A 14,535-nucleotide genomic window follows, 5' to 3' on the forward strand; every position below is an offset into this window, starting at 1 on the left:
CGAAGCGAGTGACCACCTTCGCGTGGTTCAAATCCCAGCCCCACCGTGTTTTTGTCGCGGGCAACGCGCCAGCGGCGGGCACCGTCTGAGAGTGTCAACGTCGGTGACTTATTCCGGTGACCGGGAGGTTTTATATAATTGGTCCGGCAGACATCAGACAAATGCAGCTCCCAGATTGGTCTCCAACAGAGCGCGGGCATCGCGTGCTCGCCTTCGGTCTGGTCGTCCTCCTCGTCGGCTCCATGGCGTCTGTGGCGGCAGCCACCTCGGCCTTCGGCGTGCGAGCAGCGGACGTGTCGGCGACGACAGCCACCGTCGGCGAGAACGTCACGGTGTCCGGCGAAGTGGTAAACGTCGGCGACTCGGGCGGCGGGTTCACGATCGAGTTCAAACGAAACGGCACCAACTACGGAACGACGTGGACGACCTTCGAGTCGAAGCGGGTCAGCGGTGTCGGGCCCGACGAACGGCGGACGGCCAATGCGACCATCCAGTTCGACAAGCCGGGGACCTACGCGCTCAAGGTCAACGACAGGAGGGCTGGCGTCGTCACGGTGGTCTCCTCGCGGGCCCGCGTCGCATCGGAAACCGACACGCAGCGTCGCATCGACATCAGGGCGAACGGCGTCTCGACGGCTGACTCGACCGACCTAGACATCCAGCCGTCGAACCGCTCGTTTGCGCTCCAGCGGTGGTCGACGACGACCGGGCAGTCGGCCTTCCAGCAGTACCTCACCGAGTACACGAACCGCTCCGAGATGCCGGATACGGTACCGTCGCCGGAGCGGGCCACCCTGTTCGGCGCTATCGACTTCGAGAGCGGGGACGGCTTCGAGGAGTCGACCATGCAGATCGGAGTTAGCGATGCCGTGCTGGCAAATTCGACGCTCGCGCGCGACGACGTGACGGTGTACCAGCGCGACGGCGGGGCCTGGGAGCCGTTGTCGACAAGCGTCGCGACCAACAGCGCCAACCGGACCGTTTACGAGGCGACAGCGACGCGCGGGACGACCTATGCAGTGGGCCGTATCAACCCGGACATCTCCATCGGGAACACGTCCTACGGGTCGACAGTACGTGGCTCCGCCGCACAGCTGTCCGTCGATATCCGGGTGCGAAACGACGGGGCCATCGCGGGGACGTACCGCGGTGAGATGCGGGTCAACGGCGAGGCGGTGAACACGACGACGGTGACGGTTCCGGCAAACGGGACCGCGGACATTTCGCTTTCCCACGATGTCACCGAGTCCGGACAGTACCGGCTCGCCGTCAACGAGACCAGTGTCGGCTCCGTGTTCATCCCCACCGGGCAGCTCAGTGACCAGCGACAGACCGGCGCGTCCGAGCAGGGGCCAGCTACGACGGCGAGTGGCCCGCTGGCAGATGGCGGAGCGCTTCCCGACGCCGTCCCCTCGACCGTGTTAGGTATCAGTACGGTGTATCTCGTCGGCGGTCTTGCCATCGCGCTTGGCGCGTTCGTTGCCATCCTGCTCCTGTTGCGCGGGGGCGACGAGGGCGGAGGCGGCGAGGGCGGCCGTCCGGACGACTTTGACCCCTGGTAGCCGCGGAGAGCAACCCTTTTTGTGCCGGTGTCCCGAGAACCGGATATGGAGTGGCCACACGACCCCGACGGTGAAGAGGGAAGCGAGGGCCGGCGCAAGTACGGACACGCCATCCTCGCAAAGAAGATAGACGAAGCGGAGGACTTCCCGCTCTCGGCCGAGGAGTACGTCTCGGCGTACGGCGACCACCCCGTCCGAATCGACTACGAGACGGTCGTCAGCGTCGCGGACATCTTCGACCACGTCGACGAGTCCGAGTTCGCGGACTTCCCCGAGTTCCACCGTGCGCTCGGAGAGGCGCTCCGCGAGGCGGACCTGTGGCCCTACCGACTGCAACACGCCTGAGACGACTGTTCACCGACGGAGACCGGGCCGCCGTGGGATGGCGCGCGTTCTCGGTGCAGTACGCTCCCGCGGCGAAACGGTGTGGCTCTGTGCCGGTTCCGATACATCAATACCGGTCGGGGCCAAAAGGCCGGTAGTGACGAACACGCAGGTAACGCACATCCAGATCGACAACTACGGCCCGTGGACAGTGACGCCCGAGCCGCGTCGCGAAGTCGACCTCCAGACGCTGCAGTCCCGTCTGTACGCCGACCTCGCACAGCTGTTTGGCAACCGGGACGGCTACATCTTCTTCTCGCGGTTCGACAACATGATCGCCGTGAGCAACGGCCTCGACGAGGCCGACCACGCGCTCATCCAGGAATCCGTCGGGAACCGCTACCCCGTGACGATGAGCCTCTCGGTCGCGACGGGGACGACGCCGGTGTCGGCACTCGGCACGGCCACCGAACAGCTACAGGAAGCCGGTAGCGCACAGGACGACGGCCGCCGCGAGGTGTTGCGCGGCCAGACCATCGATGAGGAGTTCCGGACCGAGACCGACGTCCAGTTAGCTCACTTCGATGTCGACGACGCGACGGAGAAATACACCGACCAGCTCAACGAGTTCGACACGTTCATCCAGATAGAACAGGGGTACGCAACGCTCATGAAGTACATGCGGGAGGCCCACGATTCCCTCTCGTTCTTCGTTGGCGGGGACAACGTCATCGCCGTGTGTCCCGACCTCGACGAGGCGGCCTACCGGGACGCCTGCAACCACGTCCGCGAGGCCGTCGACGTCGAACTCAAGGTCGGTGTCGGTCGCGCTCGGAACCCCTCTGACGCCGGCATGGACGCGAAACACGCGCTCGAAGAGTGCCGGGCCGAGGGAACGACAGTGGTGTTCGAGGAGTAGGGCGGAATCGCACGTAGTGAGACTCCGCCGAACACGCAGCGGGGAACGGCGTGACCCGCGAGCAGTAACGAGGTCTGACTGAAGGGAAGCTCTCGAAGGAGCGGACCGTCTCGTCCCGGAACGGCCAGAGAGCGAAGCGCCCCCTGCAGTCGAACGACCCAGAGACACGACAGCGGAAGACAGACCACAGCGGAAGGGTGTACTGTTTGGTGCCACGCAGCATAACCTTGGCGGAGATAGCTTTTAGGCAGCATCGTGCGATACGTTCACGTATGAACGACCCGGTCTCCGTCCAGGAGGTGATGAACCGCGAGTACGTGGGTGCGAGCGCGTCAGACGGGCTCGTCGAGACGGCGGAGTTGCTGGTTCGCGAGGGCGAGCCGGCGGCGCTGGTGCTGGAAGGCAACGATCCCGTCGCAGTCGTCACTCGGGCAGACATCCTCGGGTATCTCGTCTCGGAAGGGACCCCGGAGACGGCGACGGTGGAGGACGTGATGACCGAATCGTACCCCTCTATCGGCCCGGAGGCGCGGTTGCCGGAAGCCCGTGACCGGATGGCGACCCACTCGACACAGTGGGTGGTCGTGGTTGAAGACGGGGAACCGCTGGGGACGCTGACCGGCCAGGGCATCCTCTCGTCGGTTCGCCTGGCGAGTGAGGCCACCGAGCGGCGGGACGAAGCGACGCAGGTGGTGACGCCCGAGCGGGCGACCGCCGAAGGGACCACGGCCACGGAGGACTCCTTCGAGGAGCAGGGCATCTGCTCGGCCTGTGGCACGCTCACTCGCTCGCTCGCGTCGCTGAACGGGCAGCTACTCTGTGCGGACTGCCGGGACGTGTAGCCGACACAAGCGTTTTGCGACCGTGGTACGCATTCCCGCCGTGGACATCACGACCCCGTCGACGGAGTTGACCGACCACCTCACCGAGATGTGGGTCGAACTCGCTCGGGACCAGCGGGCTTACGGCTCACACCTTCTGGGGCCCGAGAACCGCGCCGTCATCCGCGAGACGGTCGTCCAGCGAATCGTCGCGGACAACCTCCTCGTGGCCCGCCGGGAGGGCGCTGTCGTCGGCTTCGTCATGTTCAGCGTCGAGCGCGGTCGCTACGAACAGGACGTGACACCCGGGCTCGTCGAGAACATCTACGTCGTGCCGGCGGCGCGTCGGGACGGCATCGGCAGCGCGCTCTTGGAGGCCGCAGAGGAGCGGCTGGCCGATGCGGGAGCCACGGTGATCCAACTGGAGGCGATGGCCGAAAACGACGCGGCCCGACAGTTCTACGCCGCCCACGGGTACGCCCCCCACCGGCTGGAGCTGGAGAAGTCGACCGAAAACGACACCGCTTAAAACATCGCCCCACAACGGTCGAACGCGCCAGGGGAGCTTGGGTGGTCCAAGCACTCGACTTGTAATCGAGAGTTCGTGGGTTCAAATCCCACCCCTGGCTCTGAGCCCTGTTTCGTACGACAGATTCAGTCCAACCGCCGGAACCAATTCCTGAATCTTAACATTGTTACCCGGATAGGCGTGTGTATGGTAAAGGACACGCCGGCATACGAATTCAAAGAACGGGACGTCTACATTCTCAGAGAGCTCGCCAAAAACTCTAGCATCTCCTCCCGGGACCTCGCCGAAATTCTCGAAGACGAGTACGGTATCGATGTCTCGTATGTCACGGTCAACGAGTCCATTCGGAACATGCGTGAGGCAGGGGTGTTCCGGGAAGCCATCGTGCCCAACGAGGAGTATTTCATCTTCGAACTGTTCGAGTTCAAGTTCAATCCGGAGTACTTCGCGGATGAATGGCGCGAGACGATGGAGCACATCCGCGACGACGAACACACGCTCATGTACTTCCTGTCGGACGGCGAGTACCAGTGGAAGTCCATCATGCTCTTTCCCACGCGCGAACACGGCGAGCGCTGGCTCCACGAGTTCTACAAGAACCACGGCAAGACGGTGCTGAACGTCCGCACGAGCGTGATGACGAACGTCCTCGAGTTCGGCGCCAGCCCCGAGCTCTTCGATTACCTCGACGGCGACGACGACTACCAGTTCTAGCCGCGCGGCGCTACTCCTCGACAGGCAGCGACCCGTACTCCGCGTCGAAGCGCTCGACGAGCCGTCGCTTGTTGTACTTCCCAGTGGTCGTCTTTGGCACCTCGTCGATGAACTCGAAGCGGTCCGGCAGCCACCACTTCGGGAACTGCACGAGCAAGTGATCGCGGAGGTCCTCGGCGGTCACGTCGTCCGCTGCCGCGACGTACGCCACCGGGCGTTCCTGCCACTTGTCGTGGGGGACGCCGATGACAGAGGCTTCCTCGATATCGTCGTGGCCGGCGATCGCGTTCTCCAGTTCGATGCTGGAGATCCACTCGCCGCCGCTCTTGATGACGTCGTCGAGGCGGTCGACCACGTCGATGTTGCCGTACTCGTCGATGGTGGCGACGTCGCCGCTCCGGAACCACCCGTCGCCCGTGAACGAGGCCTTCGTCGCGTCCGGGCGCTGGTAGTACTCGCCGGCGAGCCACGGGGCCCGCGCCTGCACTTCGCCGGGCGTCTCGCCGTCGTGGGGCACCGGCTGGCCGGTCTCGTCACGGAGCCGAACCTGGACGCCCGGCGCCGGGATGCCGGCTTTCATCCGAAGGCGGTCCCGTTCCGATTCGGGCAGTTCCTGCATCTCCGTCGTCATCAGCGTGTTCGCGAGGTGGGGCGAGGCCTCCGTCATTCCGTAGCCCTGACCGATAGGTGCGTCGTAGACCTCGTCGAACTTCCGGATGAGCGACGCCGGCGGGGAGCTCCCGCCGATGAGCACGTCCTGTAGCGAGTCCAGCACGTCCGGCCCGAGGTCGTCGGAGCCCTCGATGAGGCGGTCGACCTCCATCCAGACGGTGGGTACCGCGGCCGCGACGGTGACTGCCTCCTCGGTTATCAGCGGGATGAGTTCGTCCGGGTCGGTCCGCTGGCCCGGGAGCACGATTTTCGCGCCCGTAAAGGTCGTCGTGTACGGGAGCCCCCAGCCGTTGACGTGGAACATCGGCACCACTGGCATCACGGTGTCGGTCTCGCTGACGCCGAACACGTCGACGTGGCTGTGCATCAGCGTGTGCAGGAACTGGCCCCGGTGGGTGTACTGGACGCCCTTCGGCAGCCCGGTGGTGCCGGACGTGTAACAGAGCGCGCTCTCGGTGTCCTCCTCGATGGCGGGCCAGTCGTAGTCGGTGTCGTACCCCTCGATGAACGACTCGTAGTCGGTGACCGGCTCCAGCGACGTGTCCGGCACGTCGGTTCGGTCGCCGAGAATCACGTACTGCTCGACGGTGTCGAGGTCGTCCGCGACGGCTTCGAGCACGTCGACGAACTGCGGGTCGACGAACATCAGCCGGTCCTGGGCCTCCTCGATGATCTCGACGAGGTGGTGTTCCGGCAGTCGGTGGTTCACCATGTGGATGCTGCGCGCGCTGCAGGACGGCCCGAAGTAGAGCTCGAAGTGGCGGTAGTGGTTGACCGCCATCACGCCCGACCGGTCGCCGTCCGCCATCCCGTAGTCGTCCAGCGCGTGTGCGAGCTGGCTGATGCGCTCGTAGGCGTCGCCGTACGTGTAGCGGTGCGTGCTCCCGTCCGGGAGCGCGGTGACGATCTCCTTGTGGTCGAAGAGGTCGCGGGCGCGTTCCAGGAACTTCGTTATCGTGAGGTCGTAGTCCATTGTCATGCTGTATCATCCCGCGGTGTGAATCGATAAAACACCCTGTCCCGATCGGTCGGACCGTCGATGTCCACGACCTGCAGCGTGACGGGGTCGCCGATGGCGAGGTCGTCGTAGTCGGCGCCGTCGATGCGGGCCGACAGCTGGATGTCGACGCCGTCCAGGTCGACGACGCCCGTGACAAACGGCGTGTCCATCCCGAGCGGGCCGCTCCCCCTGACGGCGGCGAACGCAAACAGCGTGCCGTCGTGGGGCAGGGAGACGTATTCGAGGTCGTCGCTCGTACACTCGGGACACACGACGCGGGGCGGGAAGTGACGCTCGCCGCAGTCCCGACACGCTGTCGTCGACAGCGACCCGTCGCGGAGGCGGTCGTAGAACTCGTGTATCCGGGTGTGGTCGGCGTCCTGCATCTCATAGAAGTCCAGCAGACGCGGCATCTCGATGGTCTCGGGCACCGAGACCGTCGTCCGGGGCGGTTCGTCGTCGGTGTGGTCGGTGTCGTCGGTCATTGTGGGTCCCTCGCGAGCGTCATCACGCTGTGGACGCTGCCGCTGCCGCTGAGATTGTGGATGAGGCCGGTCTCCGGGCTGTCCGGCACCTGTCGGGCGGATTCGACCTCGCCGGTGAACTGCTTGTACACTTCAAGCGCCTGTGAGACGCCGGTCGCACCCAGCGGGTGCCCACAGCCAAGGAGTCCGCCGCGGGGGTTGACGGCGATGTCGCCGTCGAGTTCGCTGCGTCCGTCTTCGATGAACTGGCCCCCCTCGCCTTTCTCCACCCAGCCGAGGTCCTCGTACTCGATGATTTCGCTGATGGAGAAGCAGTCGTGAATCTCCGCGACGTCGAGTTCCTCGACCGGGTCATCGATGCCCGCCTGCTCGTAGGCCTGCTCGGCGGCCTCCGTCGCCTGGGGCCACGCCGACATCGACGGCAGGTTGTTGATGGAGTTGCTCGCCATGCAGGACTGGCCGCTGCCCGTGACATACGCCGCAGTGTCCGTGAGCTCGCGGGCCTTCTCCTCGCTTACGAGCAGGAGGCCGGCGGCGCCGTCCGTGATGCCGCTGCAGTCAAGCAGACACAGCGGCGGGGCGATCGGGTACGAGTCCAGCACGTCGTCGACGTCGACCTCGGTCTGGAACTGCGCGTACGGGTTGTTCGCGGCGTGGCGCTTGTTCTTTGCACTCACCTTCGCGAGCTGTTCGCGGGTGGTGCCGTACTCGTGCATGTGACGCTGGGCGAACATCGAGAAGAACGACGGCGCGTTCAGCCCGTTGACGCCGTCGAACTCGCGGTCGAGCACGTTCGACATACTCGATTGGGTCTCCTCCATGTGGCCGTCGCCGAGGTTCATCTTCTCGACGCCGAGCACGAGCGCGACGTCTATCTGGCCGGCGGCGATGGCGAGCCACGCGTACCGCAGCGCGGCCTGCCCGCTCGCACAGGCCAGCTCCGTCCGGGAGATCATCTTCGAGGCGTGGACGCCCAGGAGCTCGGCCGCAAGCGGCGCGACGTGGCTCTGGAAGGCGAACCGCTCGGGCTGGACCGCGCCGACGAACAGCCCCTCGACGTCGTCCGGCCCGAGGCCGTCCACGTCGTCGAAGGTGGCCTTCCCGGCCTCCTGTGCGAGGTCCTTCCAGGTCGCCTCGCGTTTGCCCCAGTCCGCGTGTCCGCCGCCGACGACTGCAGCGTTGCGGGTCATCACTCGAACTCCGGTTCGCGGTCGTCTCTGAACGCCGTCACGCCCTCGACCATGTCCTCGGTGGTCGTGAGCAGGCCAAAGGCCTGGCTCTCCGAGTCGAGGCCGGCCTGCAGGCTGGCGTCCTGTCCGTCGTCGATGACGCGCTTTGCGACCTTCAGCGCCGTCTTCGGGCCGTCCGCGAGGTCGTCGACGAACTCCTCGACGACACCGTCGAACTCCGCTTCGGGGACGGCGCGGTTGAGCAGCCCCCAGTCGGCGGCGCGCTCGGCGGAGATCTGCTCGCCCCGGAAGACGAGCTCTTTCGCGCGTCCCTCGCCGACGATGCGTGTGAGCCGCTGGGTGCCGCCCCCGCCCGGGATGAGCCCGAGGTTGATCTCGGGCGCGCCAAGCGAGGAGTCCGCCGTCGCGAGCCGGAGATCGCAGGCGAGCGCGATTTCGAAGCCAGCGCCCAGACAGAAGCCGTCGATGCGTGCGAGCGTCGGACGCTCGAACTCGTCGATGGCCTGTATCGTCTCGTCGACGTCCATCAGCTCCGTCGGCTCGGACGCCATGAAGCCCGTGATGTCCGCGCCGGAGCTGAACGCCTCCCCGGCGCCCGAGAACACCACGCAGGACACCTCGTCGGTGTCGGCGTTGTCGAGAGCCTCCTTCACCTCGCCGAACATCGTCTCGGAGAACGCGTTCAGCCGCTCCGGTCGGTCGAACTCGATTTCGAGGACGCCGCGCTCGGTGAGCTCCTTGTTGATGTACTGGTAGGGGCCGTCACCGGCGTAGTCGTGGAAGCCGCGGCCGGCGTCGACGCCCGTGTGGCCGTCCTCGACGAGCTCTACGAGGTACTCCGCGGGTGCGAACCGCTCCGAGCCCGTCTCCTCGTGGAGCGTGCGGAGCTTGTCGAGGACGGTATCGAGGCCGAGCTGGTCGCCGAGCCGGCAGGCGCCCTCGGGGAAACGCGCGCCGAGGCGGCTCCCGAGGTCGATATCGTCCGGCGTCGCGACACCGCCGCCGACGAGCTTCGCGGCCTCGTTGACCATTCGCGCCTCGATGCGCAGCCAGTCGAACCCGTCGCCGTCGCCGGGCTCGTAGTTCGGGCCCTCGCCCTCCCAGTGGTAAAAGCCCTGCCCGGTCTTTTTGCCGAGGTGGTCCGCGTCGACTTTCTCCGCGATGGCGGGCGGGGAGTCAAGCTCTGTGTCCTCCCGGAAGTGGTAGGCGATGTCGATGCCCGTGTAGTCGGCAAGTTCGAAGGGCCCCATCGGGTAGCCCCGCTGGTAGACCATCGCCGCGTCGGCTCGCTGAATCGTGGTCTCGTCGTCCGAGAGCATCCACGCCGCCTCCTCGATAAACGGCAACATGACGTTGTTCACGATGAAGCCGTGGACGTCGCGTTTGACGTCGATGGCGCGCTTGTCGAGGTCCTCGACGAACGCGTGGATGGCTTCGAGGGTCGCCTCGCTGGTCCGCTCGCCGTGGACGACCTCCACGAGGTCCATCTTCACCGGCGGGTTGAAGAAGTGCGCGCCGACGACCTGTTCGGGGCGGTCGGTCGCGGCCCCGATATCGGTGATGCTCAGACCGGAGGTGTTCGACGCCAGGATGGCGTGGTCGGGCGCGTAGTCGTCGACCTCCGCGAACGTCTCGCGTTTCAGGCTGAGGTTCTCGGGAATCGCCTCGATGACGAGGTCCGCGTCGGCGACGGCGGCTTCGAGGTCCGTCTCGCCGGAGAGGCGGGCGCGGACATCGTCGGCCGGCTCGTCGATTTTGCCCTTCTCTTCGAGCTTGCCGAGGCTCCACTCGATCTGTTCGAGGCCGTCCTCGACGAGGTCCGCTTTGATGTCCCGCAGTACCACGTCGTGGCTCGCAATGGCGGCGAGTTCAGCGATACCGTGACCCATGCTTCCCGCGCCGAGTACGGTCACATCTTCTATGTCGTTCGCTCCCATCGTGAGAACACAAGGTAAGCTTTTAACTTAAAGTATTGGTTACGATGTTCAATTTATCGGCCATTTTCTTAACTACAGGAGGTGCTTGGCGCTCGTGTCACCGACACGACTGGGACAGTGCCACCGATAAACGCGCCCGCGTCACAGGCTCCCGATGTGGGCGAGCGGCCCGTCGGACTCGGTCCCACGGACGGCCCCACACAGCCAAGCGTCCGGCTGTCACTCGATGGGGAACCGTAGCTCGTCGGCCTGCTCGGTTTGGGGATAGACGAGGCGCTGTTCGCCGTCCCACCACTGCGCGCTCGCGGCCGAGAGTTGGCCCTCCGTGGGCATCCCGTGCTCGTCGAAACTGAACTCCCCGATGACCGTACTGAACTCCGTCTCGTCGAGCGCGGTCCGCACGCTTTCGGGGTCGGCGCTCTCGGCGGCGGCCAGCGCCTGCTCGACGGTCTGTGCGAGGTTGTAGCCGACGCCGACCATCACGCGAGGCGTCTCTCCGTCGTTCCGGTCGGCGTACGTGTCCAAGAGCGCCTCGTTGCCGTTGCCGGTCATCCCGGGCGCCCAGCCAGGACACATGGTCACGTAGTTCCCCTGTTCGCCGAGCGCCGACCACCACGCCTGCGGGTCCGCGGCGCGCACGAACTCGATGAAATCGGGCATGTAGTCGGAGTTGTTCAGTTGGTTCATCGCGGTGATACCGTCCGGCGGCTGCGGACACCCGACGAGCGCTTCGACCCCCGCGCTCTCGGTCTGTGAGATGAGCGTCGAGAAGTCCTCGTTGCCGGGGTTGTACGTCTCCCGCATCGCGATATCGTAGCCCGCATCCGAGAGCTTCGTGTCCCAGGCCTCGGCCATCTCGGCCCCCCAGCCGGAGTTTTCCTCCCAGATACCGACCGTCTGCGGGCGGTCGCTTTCCGGGACCAGTTCCAGCATCCCGGTCGTCGCACGCGTGACATCGCGTGTTTTCGGGAACGGCGTGTACGTCCACTCTTTGTCCCCCGAGACGAGCGGTTCCTGATAGCAGGTGGCGACAGCAAGGAACGGTAACCCGTTGTTCTCCGCGTACGCCGAACCCGACATGACGAGCGGACTGGAGAAACTTCCCCAGATCATGTCGACATCGTTGTTGCTCGTGAGTTGCTGGAGCTGCTGGCGGAGCGTGGTCGGGTCGCTTTCGTCGTCCCTGACGAGGAGTTCGACTTCCTGGTCGACGGTGTCGCCCTCGTTGAGCGCTTCCACGCCGAGCTCGTAGCCGGCGAGCATTTCCTTGCCGACCGGGGCCAGCCGCCCGGTCTCGGGGACTGCGGCCGCGATAGTGATCGTGTCAGAGCTCTCGTTACCGCTGAAGGCGATGCAGCCGGACAGACCGGAGAGTCCCGTCGCGCCCGCTGTGCCGGCAATTTTCAGGAACGACCGCCGACCGCGTCCACTGTCAGGTGTACCCATGCATCACACCTCAACTCACATATTGTTAAACTTTACCCTATATACAGAATAGCTTGTGAGACAGATTCTGGTAATATGTATTTGTTGTTTATCATCTGTCGGGGTGTCCTCGCCGAACACACCCGCTGAACCCCCGTCCCGCGGCGTCGTCGATGTTACGGTGACAGCGCACGGCTCACGCTGTGTGAGCAGTCGTCGTTCGAGATGACAAAGGACGGCCTCGGTTTGGAGAACGCGGGTGCCAGAACGGAAGCGCCCGCCGGAACGGTCCTGTTCTGTGCCGCGGATTCCCGACAGCCCGTCGGTCAGTGCCACCCTGGTCCGGTCCTCAGGGCTCGGTGTCGAGCGCCTCGGCCTCGACGTTCGAGAGCCGCATCGCGTTCCCGGTCACGGCCGTCGTCATCCCCGCGTCGCCCGCGAGGACGGCCAGCCAAATGGGGACGTAGCCAAAGGGGACGGCCAGGGCCAGGGCCGCCTTGACGCCCAGGCTGGCCCAGACGTTCTGCCGGATGACGCCGTTGGCCCGGCCGGAGAGGTCATACAGATAGGGCAGCTTCGAGAGGTCATCAGAGAGCAGCGCGACATCGGCCGTCTCCAGGGCCGTGTCGGTGCCGGCCGCACCCATCGCCACGCCGACCGTCGCGGTGGCAAGCGCCGGCGCGTCGTTGATGCCGTCGCCGACCATGGCGACCCCGCCGTCCGACGCCGCATCGAGTTCCTCGACGTGTGCCACTTTCTCGTCGGGCAGCAACTCGGCGGCGTAGTCGTCGACGCCGACCTGCTCGGCGATGGCGCCCGCGGTCCGCTCGTTGTCGCCGGTGAGCATCACCGTCTTCCCGATACCCATGGATTTGAGCCGCGCGACCGCCGCACGGGCCTCCGGCCGGACCTCGTCGGCCACGGCGATGACCCCCTCCAGTTCGTCCTCGGTCCCGACGAGGACGACCGTCTTCCCCTCTGCCTGTAGCTCGGGGACCGTCTCGTCGAGCAGGTCCAGGCAGTTGTTGCGCTCACAGAGCTGCTGGGCGGTCTTCGTGACGAGGCCGCCGTCGGTCGTCGCGTGGACGTGCGAGAGGTCGAAACCGAGTTCCTCGAACAGGCCGGGCTTGCCGGCGAAATGTGGGACCCCGCCCAGTTCAGCCCGGACGCCCTTGCCGGTGATGCTCTCGAAGGCTGCGACCTCGCGCTCGCCGCCGTCACCGGCTTCGGCGACGATAGCCTCGCCGATAGGGTGTTCGCTGCGGGCCTCCAGCCCGCGCGCACACTGAAGTACCTCCCCCTCGCTGTTGCCGTTCAGCGGGATGACGTCGGTGACGGTGAGTTCGCCCTTGGTGAGTGTCCCGGTCTTGTCGAAGGCGACCACGTCGACCGCCCCCATCGCTTCCAGGTGGTTGCCGCCTTTTATCAGGACGCCGTTTTTGGCGGCGCTCGTGATGCCCGAGACGACCGAGACGGGCGTCGAGATGACGAAGGCACAGGGACAAGCAAGCACCAGCAGCGTCAGCCCGTAGACGACCGCCGTCGAGAGCGTCGTCCCGAGGACGACCGGGCTGGCGACGGTCACGAGGACGGCAAAGGCGACGACGACGGGCGTGTAGTACGCCGAGAACCGCTCGACGAACTGCTCGCGCTCGGTCTTGTTCGACTGGGCGTCCTCTACCATCTCGACGATGCGCGAGAGCGTGTTCTCGCCCGCCGTCGAGGTGACTTGTATCTCCAGATAGCCGCCCTCGTTGATGGTCCCGGCGTACACCTCGTCGCCGACGGTCTTGTCGACGGGGACGCTCTCGCCGGTGATCGGGGCCTGGTTGACGGCGCTTTCCCCGTCGATGACGTCCCCGTCGAGGGGGATCTTATCCCCGGGCCTGACGACGACCCGCTCGCCCACGTCGACGGTGTCGACAGGGACGACCACCTCCTCGCCGTCCCGTCGGACGGTGGCCTCGTCGGGCGAGAGGTCCATCAGCTCTTCCAGGGAGTCCCGGGCCCGGTCCATCGAGTACCGCTCTAAGAGCTCGGCGATGCTGAACAGAACCGCGAGCGTCGCGGCCTCGAAGTACAGCGCTTCGCCAAAGGCGAGGCTGGCAGTCAGCGCCCCGAGGATAGCGATAGACATCAGCAGGTCGATGTCCAGGTTCAGGTTGCGCGCCGAGTAGTAGCCGTTGTGCAGGATGGCCTGGCCGCCGACGGCGACGGCGACGAGAAAGAGCAGGTCGGCGACGTGGAGCGCACTCCCAAGGACCGTCCCGACCTGTGCGTTCGCGCCGGGGACCAGGAACTCGAGTCCGAGTCCGACAGCCAGCACGACGCCGCTGGCCCAGGTTTTCAGCGCCCGGGGACTGGTCCAGAGGTCGTCGTCGGTCCCGGCGTCGGTCGCTCCCGTTTCACTGGTCTCCGTGACATCGTAGCCCGCACTCTCGATGGCGTCGACGATAGACTCGTCCGTCGGGTGGGACCCGTCTCTGGTGAGGACGACCGTCCCCGTCGTCGGCTGTGTCTCGTAGCTCTCCAGCCCGTCGACGGTCGACAGCGCGGACTCGACCTTGCCCGCACAGGAGGCACAGTCCATGTCCGGCACCGAGAGCCGGAGCGTCTCCGCCCGGTCTTCGACCGCGTACCCCGCAGACCGGATCCGCTCTACGATCTCCGTCTCCGCGGTCGCGCTGCCGTCGTACCTGACGGTCAGCGTCCCGGTCGTGACCTGCGGGTCGATGGCCTCGACGCCCGGAAGCGTCTCGACACTGGACTCGACCTTGCTCGCACAGGAGGGACAGTCCATCTCGGGGACGGCAAACCGACTCACGGCATCGCCCTGCCGGTCTGTCGGTGTTGCCGGCCCACCGTCGGGCGTGTCCGGGTCCTCGGTTGTCATTACCCGACCCTAGCCCGCACAGAGTTATTAATTCACCTGTTACAAACCCGGCCTATAATGGCGT

12 protein-coding genes and 1 tRNA gene are annotated in these 14,535 nt (G+C 65.8%); 7 read left to right on the plus strand and 6 right to left on the minus strand.

Features of this window, described 5'->3' with window-relative positions; all coding sequences use genetic code 11:
- Positions 1–161 precede the first annotated feature (161 nt).
- The 7 genes from VJ162_RS02995 (at position 162) to VJ162_RS03025 (ending at position 4,869) form a co-directional block, all read left to right on the plus strand.
- Positions 162–1,562: a hypothetical protein gene (locus tag VJ162_RS02995; protein ID WP_324662281.1), complete on the plus strand. Its 1,401-nt coding sequence runs from the start codon at positions 162–164 to the stop codon at positions 1,560–1,562.
- A 45-nt stretch (positions 1,563–1,607) separates the two neighbouring features.
- Complete coding sequence (locus tag VJ162_RS03000; RefSeq protein ID WP_324662283.1) at positions 1,608–1,907, plus strand: DUF5785 family protein; 300 nt, start codon at positions 1,608–1,610, stop codon at positions 1,905–1,907.
- A gap of 136 nt (positions 1,908–2,043) precedes the next feature.
- Complete coding sequence (locus VJ162_RS03005) at positions 2,044–2,805, plus strand: GTP cyclohydrolase III (RefSeq protein ID WP_324662284.1); 762 nt, start codon at positions 2,044–2,046, stop codon at positions 2,803–2,805.
- A gap of 272 nt (positions 2,806–3,077) precedes the next feature.
- Positions 3,078–3,647: a CBS domain-containing protein gene (locus tag VJ162_RS03010; RefSeq protein WP_324662285.1), complete on the plus strand. Its 570-nt coding sequence runs from the start codon at positions 3,078–3,080 to the stop codon at positions 3,645–3,647.
- Between the two features lie 40 nt (positions 3,648–3,687).
- The gene (locus VJ162_RS03015) at positions 3,688–4,155 is read left to right on the plus strand and encodes a GNAT family N-acetyltransferase (RefSeq protein ID WP_324662287.1); all 468 of its coding nucleotides are present in this window, start codon (positions 3,688–3,690) and stop codon (positions 4,153–4,155) included.
- Positions 4,156–4,181: 26 nt separating this feature from the next.
- Positions 4,182–4,255, plus strand: a tRNA-Thr gene (locus VJ162_RS03020).
- A gap of 86 nt (positions 4,256–4,341) precedes the next feature.
- Positions 4,342–4,869, plus strand: coding sequence for a winged helix-turn-helix domain-containing protein (locus tag VJ162_RS03025; RefSeq protein ID WP_324662288.1), 528 nt, complete (start codon positions 4,342–4,344; stop codon positions 4,867–4,869).
- A gap of 10 nt (positions 4,870–4,879) precedes the next feature.
- Here VJ162_RS03025 and VJ162_RS03030 read toward each other — a convergent pair whose 3' ends face one another.
- The 6 genes from VJ162_RS03030 to VJ162_RS03055 form a co-directional block, all read right to left on the minus strand.
- A complete protein-coding gene (locus tag VJ162_RS03030; protein ID WP_407066832.1) occupies positions 4,880–6,514 on the minus strand; it encodes a long-chain fatty acid--CoA ligase in 1,635 nt (544 codons plus the stop codon).
- Positions 6,515–6,516: 2 nt separating this feature from the next.
- Positions 6,517–7,026: a Zn-ribbon domain-containing OB-fold protein gene (locus tag VJ162_RS03035; protein WP_324662290.1), complete on the minus strand. Its 510-nt coding sequence runs from the start codon at positions 7,024–7,026 to the stop codon at positions 6,517–6,519.
- Entirely contained in the window at positions 7,023–8,216 is a 1,194-nt protein-coding gene (locus tag VJ162_RS03040; RefSeq protein WP_324662291.1) for a thiolase C-terminal domain-containing protein, read from the minus strand. Before VJ162_RS03040 ends, VJ162_RS03035 begins: the two co-directional genes overlap by 4 nt.
- The gene (locus VJ162_RS03045; protein ID WP_324662292.1) at positions 8,216–10,153 is read right to left on the minus strand and encodes a 3-hydroxyacyl-CoA dehydrogenase/enoyl-CoA hydratase family protein; all 1,938 of its coding nucleotides are present in this window, start codon (positions 10,151–10,153) and stop codon (positions 8,216–8,218) included. Before VJ162_RS03045 ends, VJ162_RS03040 begins: the two co-directional genes overlap by 1 nt.
- Before the next feature lie 219 nt (positions 10,154–10,372).
- Entirely contained in the window at positions 10,373–11,599 is a 1,227-nt protein-coding gene (locus tag VJ162_RS03050; RefSeq protein ID WP_324662293.1) for an amino acid ABC transporter substrate-binding protein, read from the minus strand.
- A 328-nt stretch (positions 11,600–11,927) separates the two neighbouring features.
- Complete coding sequence (locus tag VJ162_RS03055; RefSeq protein ID WP_324662295.1) at positions 11,928–14,471, minus strand: heavy metal translocating P-type ATPase; 2,544 nt, start codon at positions 14,469–14,471, stop codon at positions 11,928–11,930.
- Between the last annotated feature and the right edge of the window lie 64 nt (positions 14,472–14,535).

This window comes from Haloarcula sediminis, assembly GCF_035656455.1.
Taxonomy (GTDB): domain Archaea; phylum Halobacteriota; class Halobacteria; order Halobacteriales; family Haloarculaceae; genus Haloarcula; species Haloarcula sediminis.

What these genes read in the sequence shown, in the direction of transcription:
- VJ162_RS03055 (WP_324662295.1), bottom strand. Translation starts at nt 14,471, where the DNA reads ATGACAACCGAGGACCCGGACACGCCCGACGGTGGGCCGGCAACACCG.
- VJ162_RS03050 (WP_324662293.1), bottom strand. Translation starts at nt 11,599, where the DNA reads ATGGGTACACCTGACAGTGGACGCGGTCGGCGGTCGTTCCTGAAAATT.
- VJ162_RS03025 (WP_324662288.1), top strand. Translation starts at nt 4,342, where the DNA reads ATGGTAAAGGACACGCCGGCATACGAATTCAAAGAACGGGACGTCTAC.
- VJ162_RS03035 (WP_324662290.1), bottom strand. Translation starts at nt 7,026, where the DNA reads ATGACCGACGACACCGACCACACCGACGACGAACCGCCCCGGACGACG.
- VJ162_RS02995 (WP_324662281.1), top strand. Translation starts at nt 162, where the DNA reads ATGCAGCTCCCAGATTGGTCTCCAACAGAGCGCGGGCATCGCGTGCTC.
- VJ162_RS03000 (WP_324662283.1), top strand. Translation starts at nt 1,608, where the DNA reads ATGGAGTGGCCACACGACCCCGACGGTGAAGAGGGAAGCGAGGGCCGG.
- VJ162_RS03010 (WP_324662285.1), top strand. Translation starts at nt 3,078, where the DNA reads ATGAACGACCCGGTCTCCGTCCAGGAGGTGATGAACCGCGAGTACGTG.
- VJ162_RS03040 (WP_324662291.1), bottom strand. Translation starts at nt 8,216, where the DNA reads ATGACCCGCAACGCTGCAGTCGTCGGCGGCGGACACGCGGACTGGGGC.
- VJ162_RS03045 (WP_324662292.1), bottom strand. Translation starts at nt 10,153, where the DNA reads ATGGGAGCGAACGACATAGAAGATGTGACCGTACTCGGCGCGGGAAGC.
- VJ162_RS03030 (WP_407066832.1), bottom strand. Translation starts at nt 6,514, where the DNA reads ATGGACTACGACCTCACGATAACGAAGTTCCTGGAACGCGCCCGCGAC.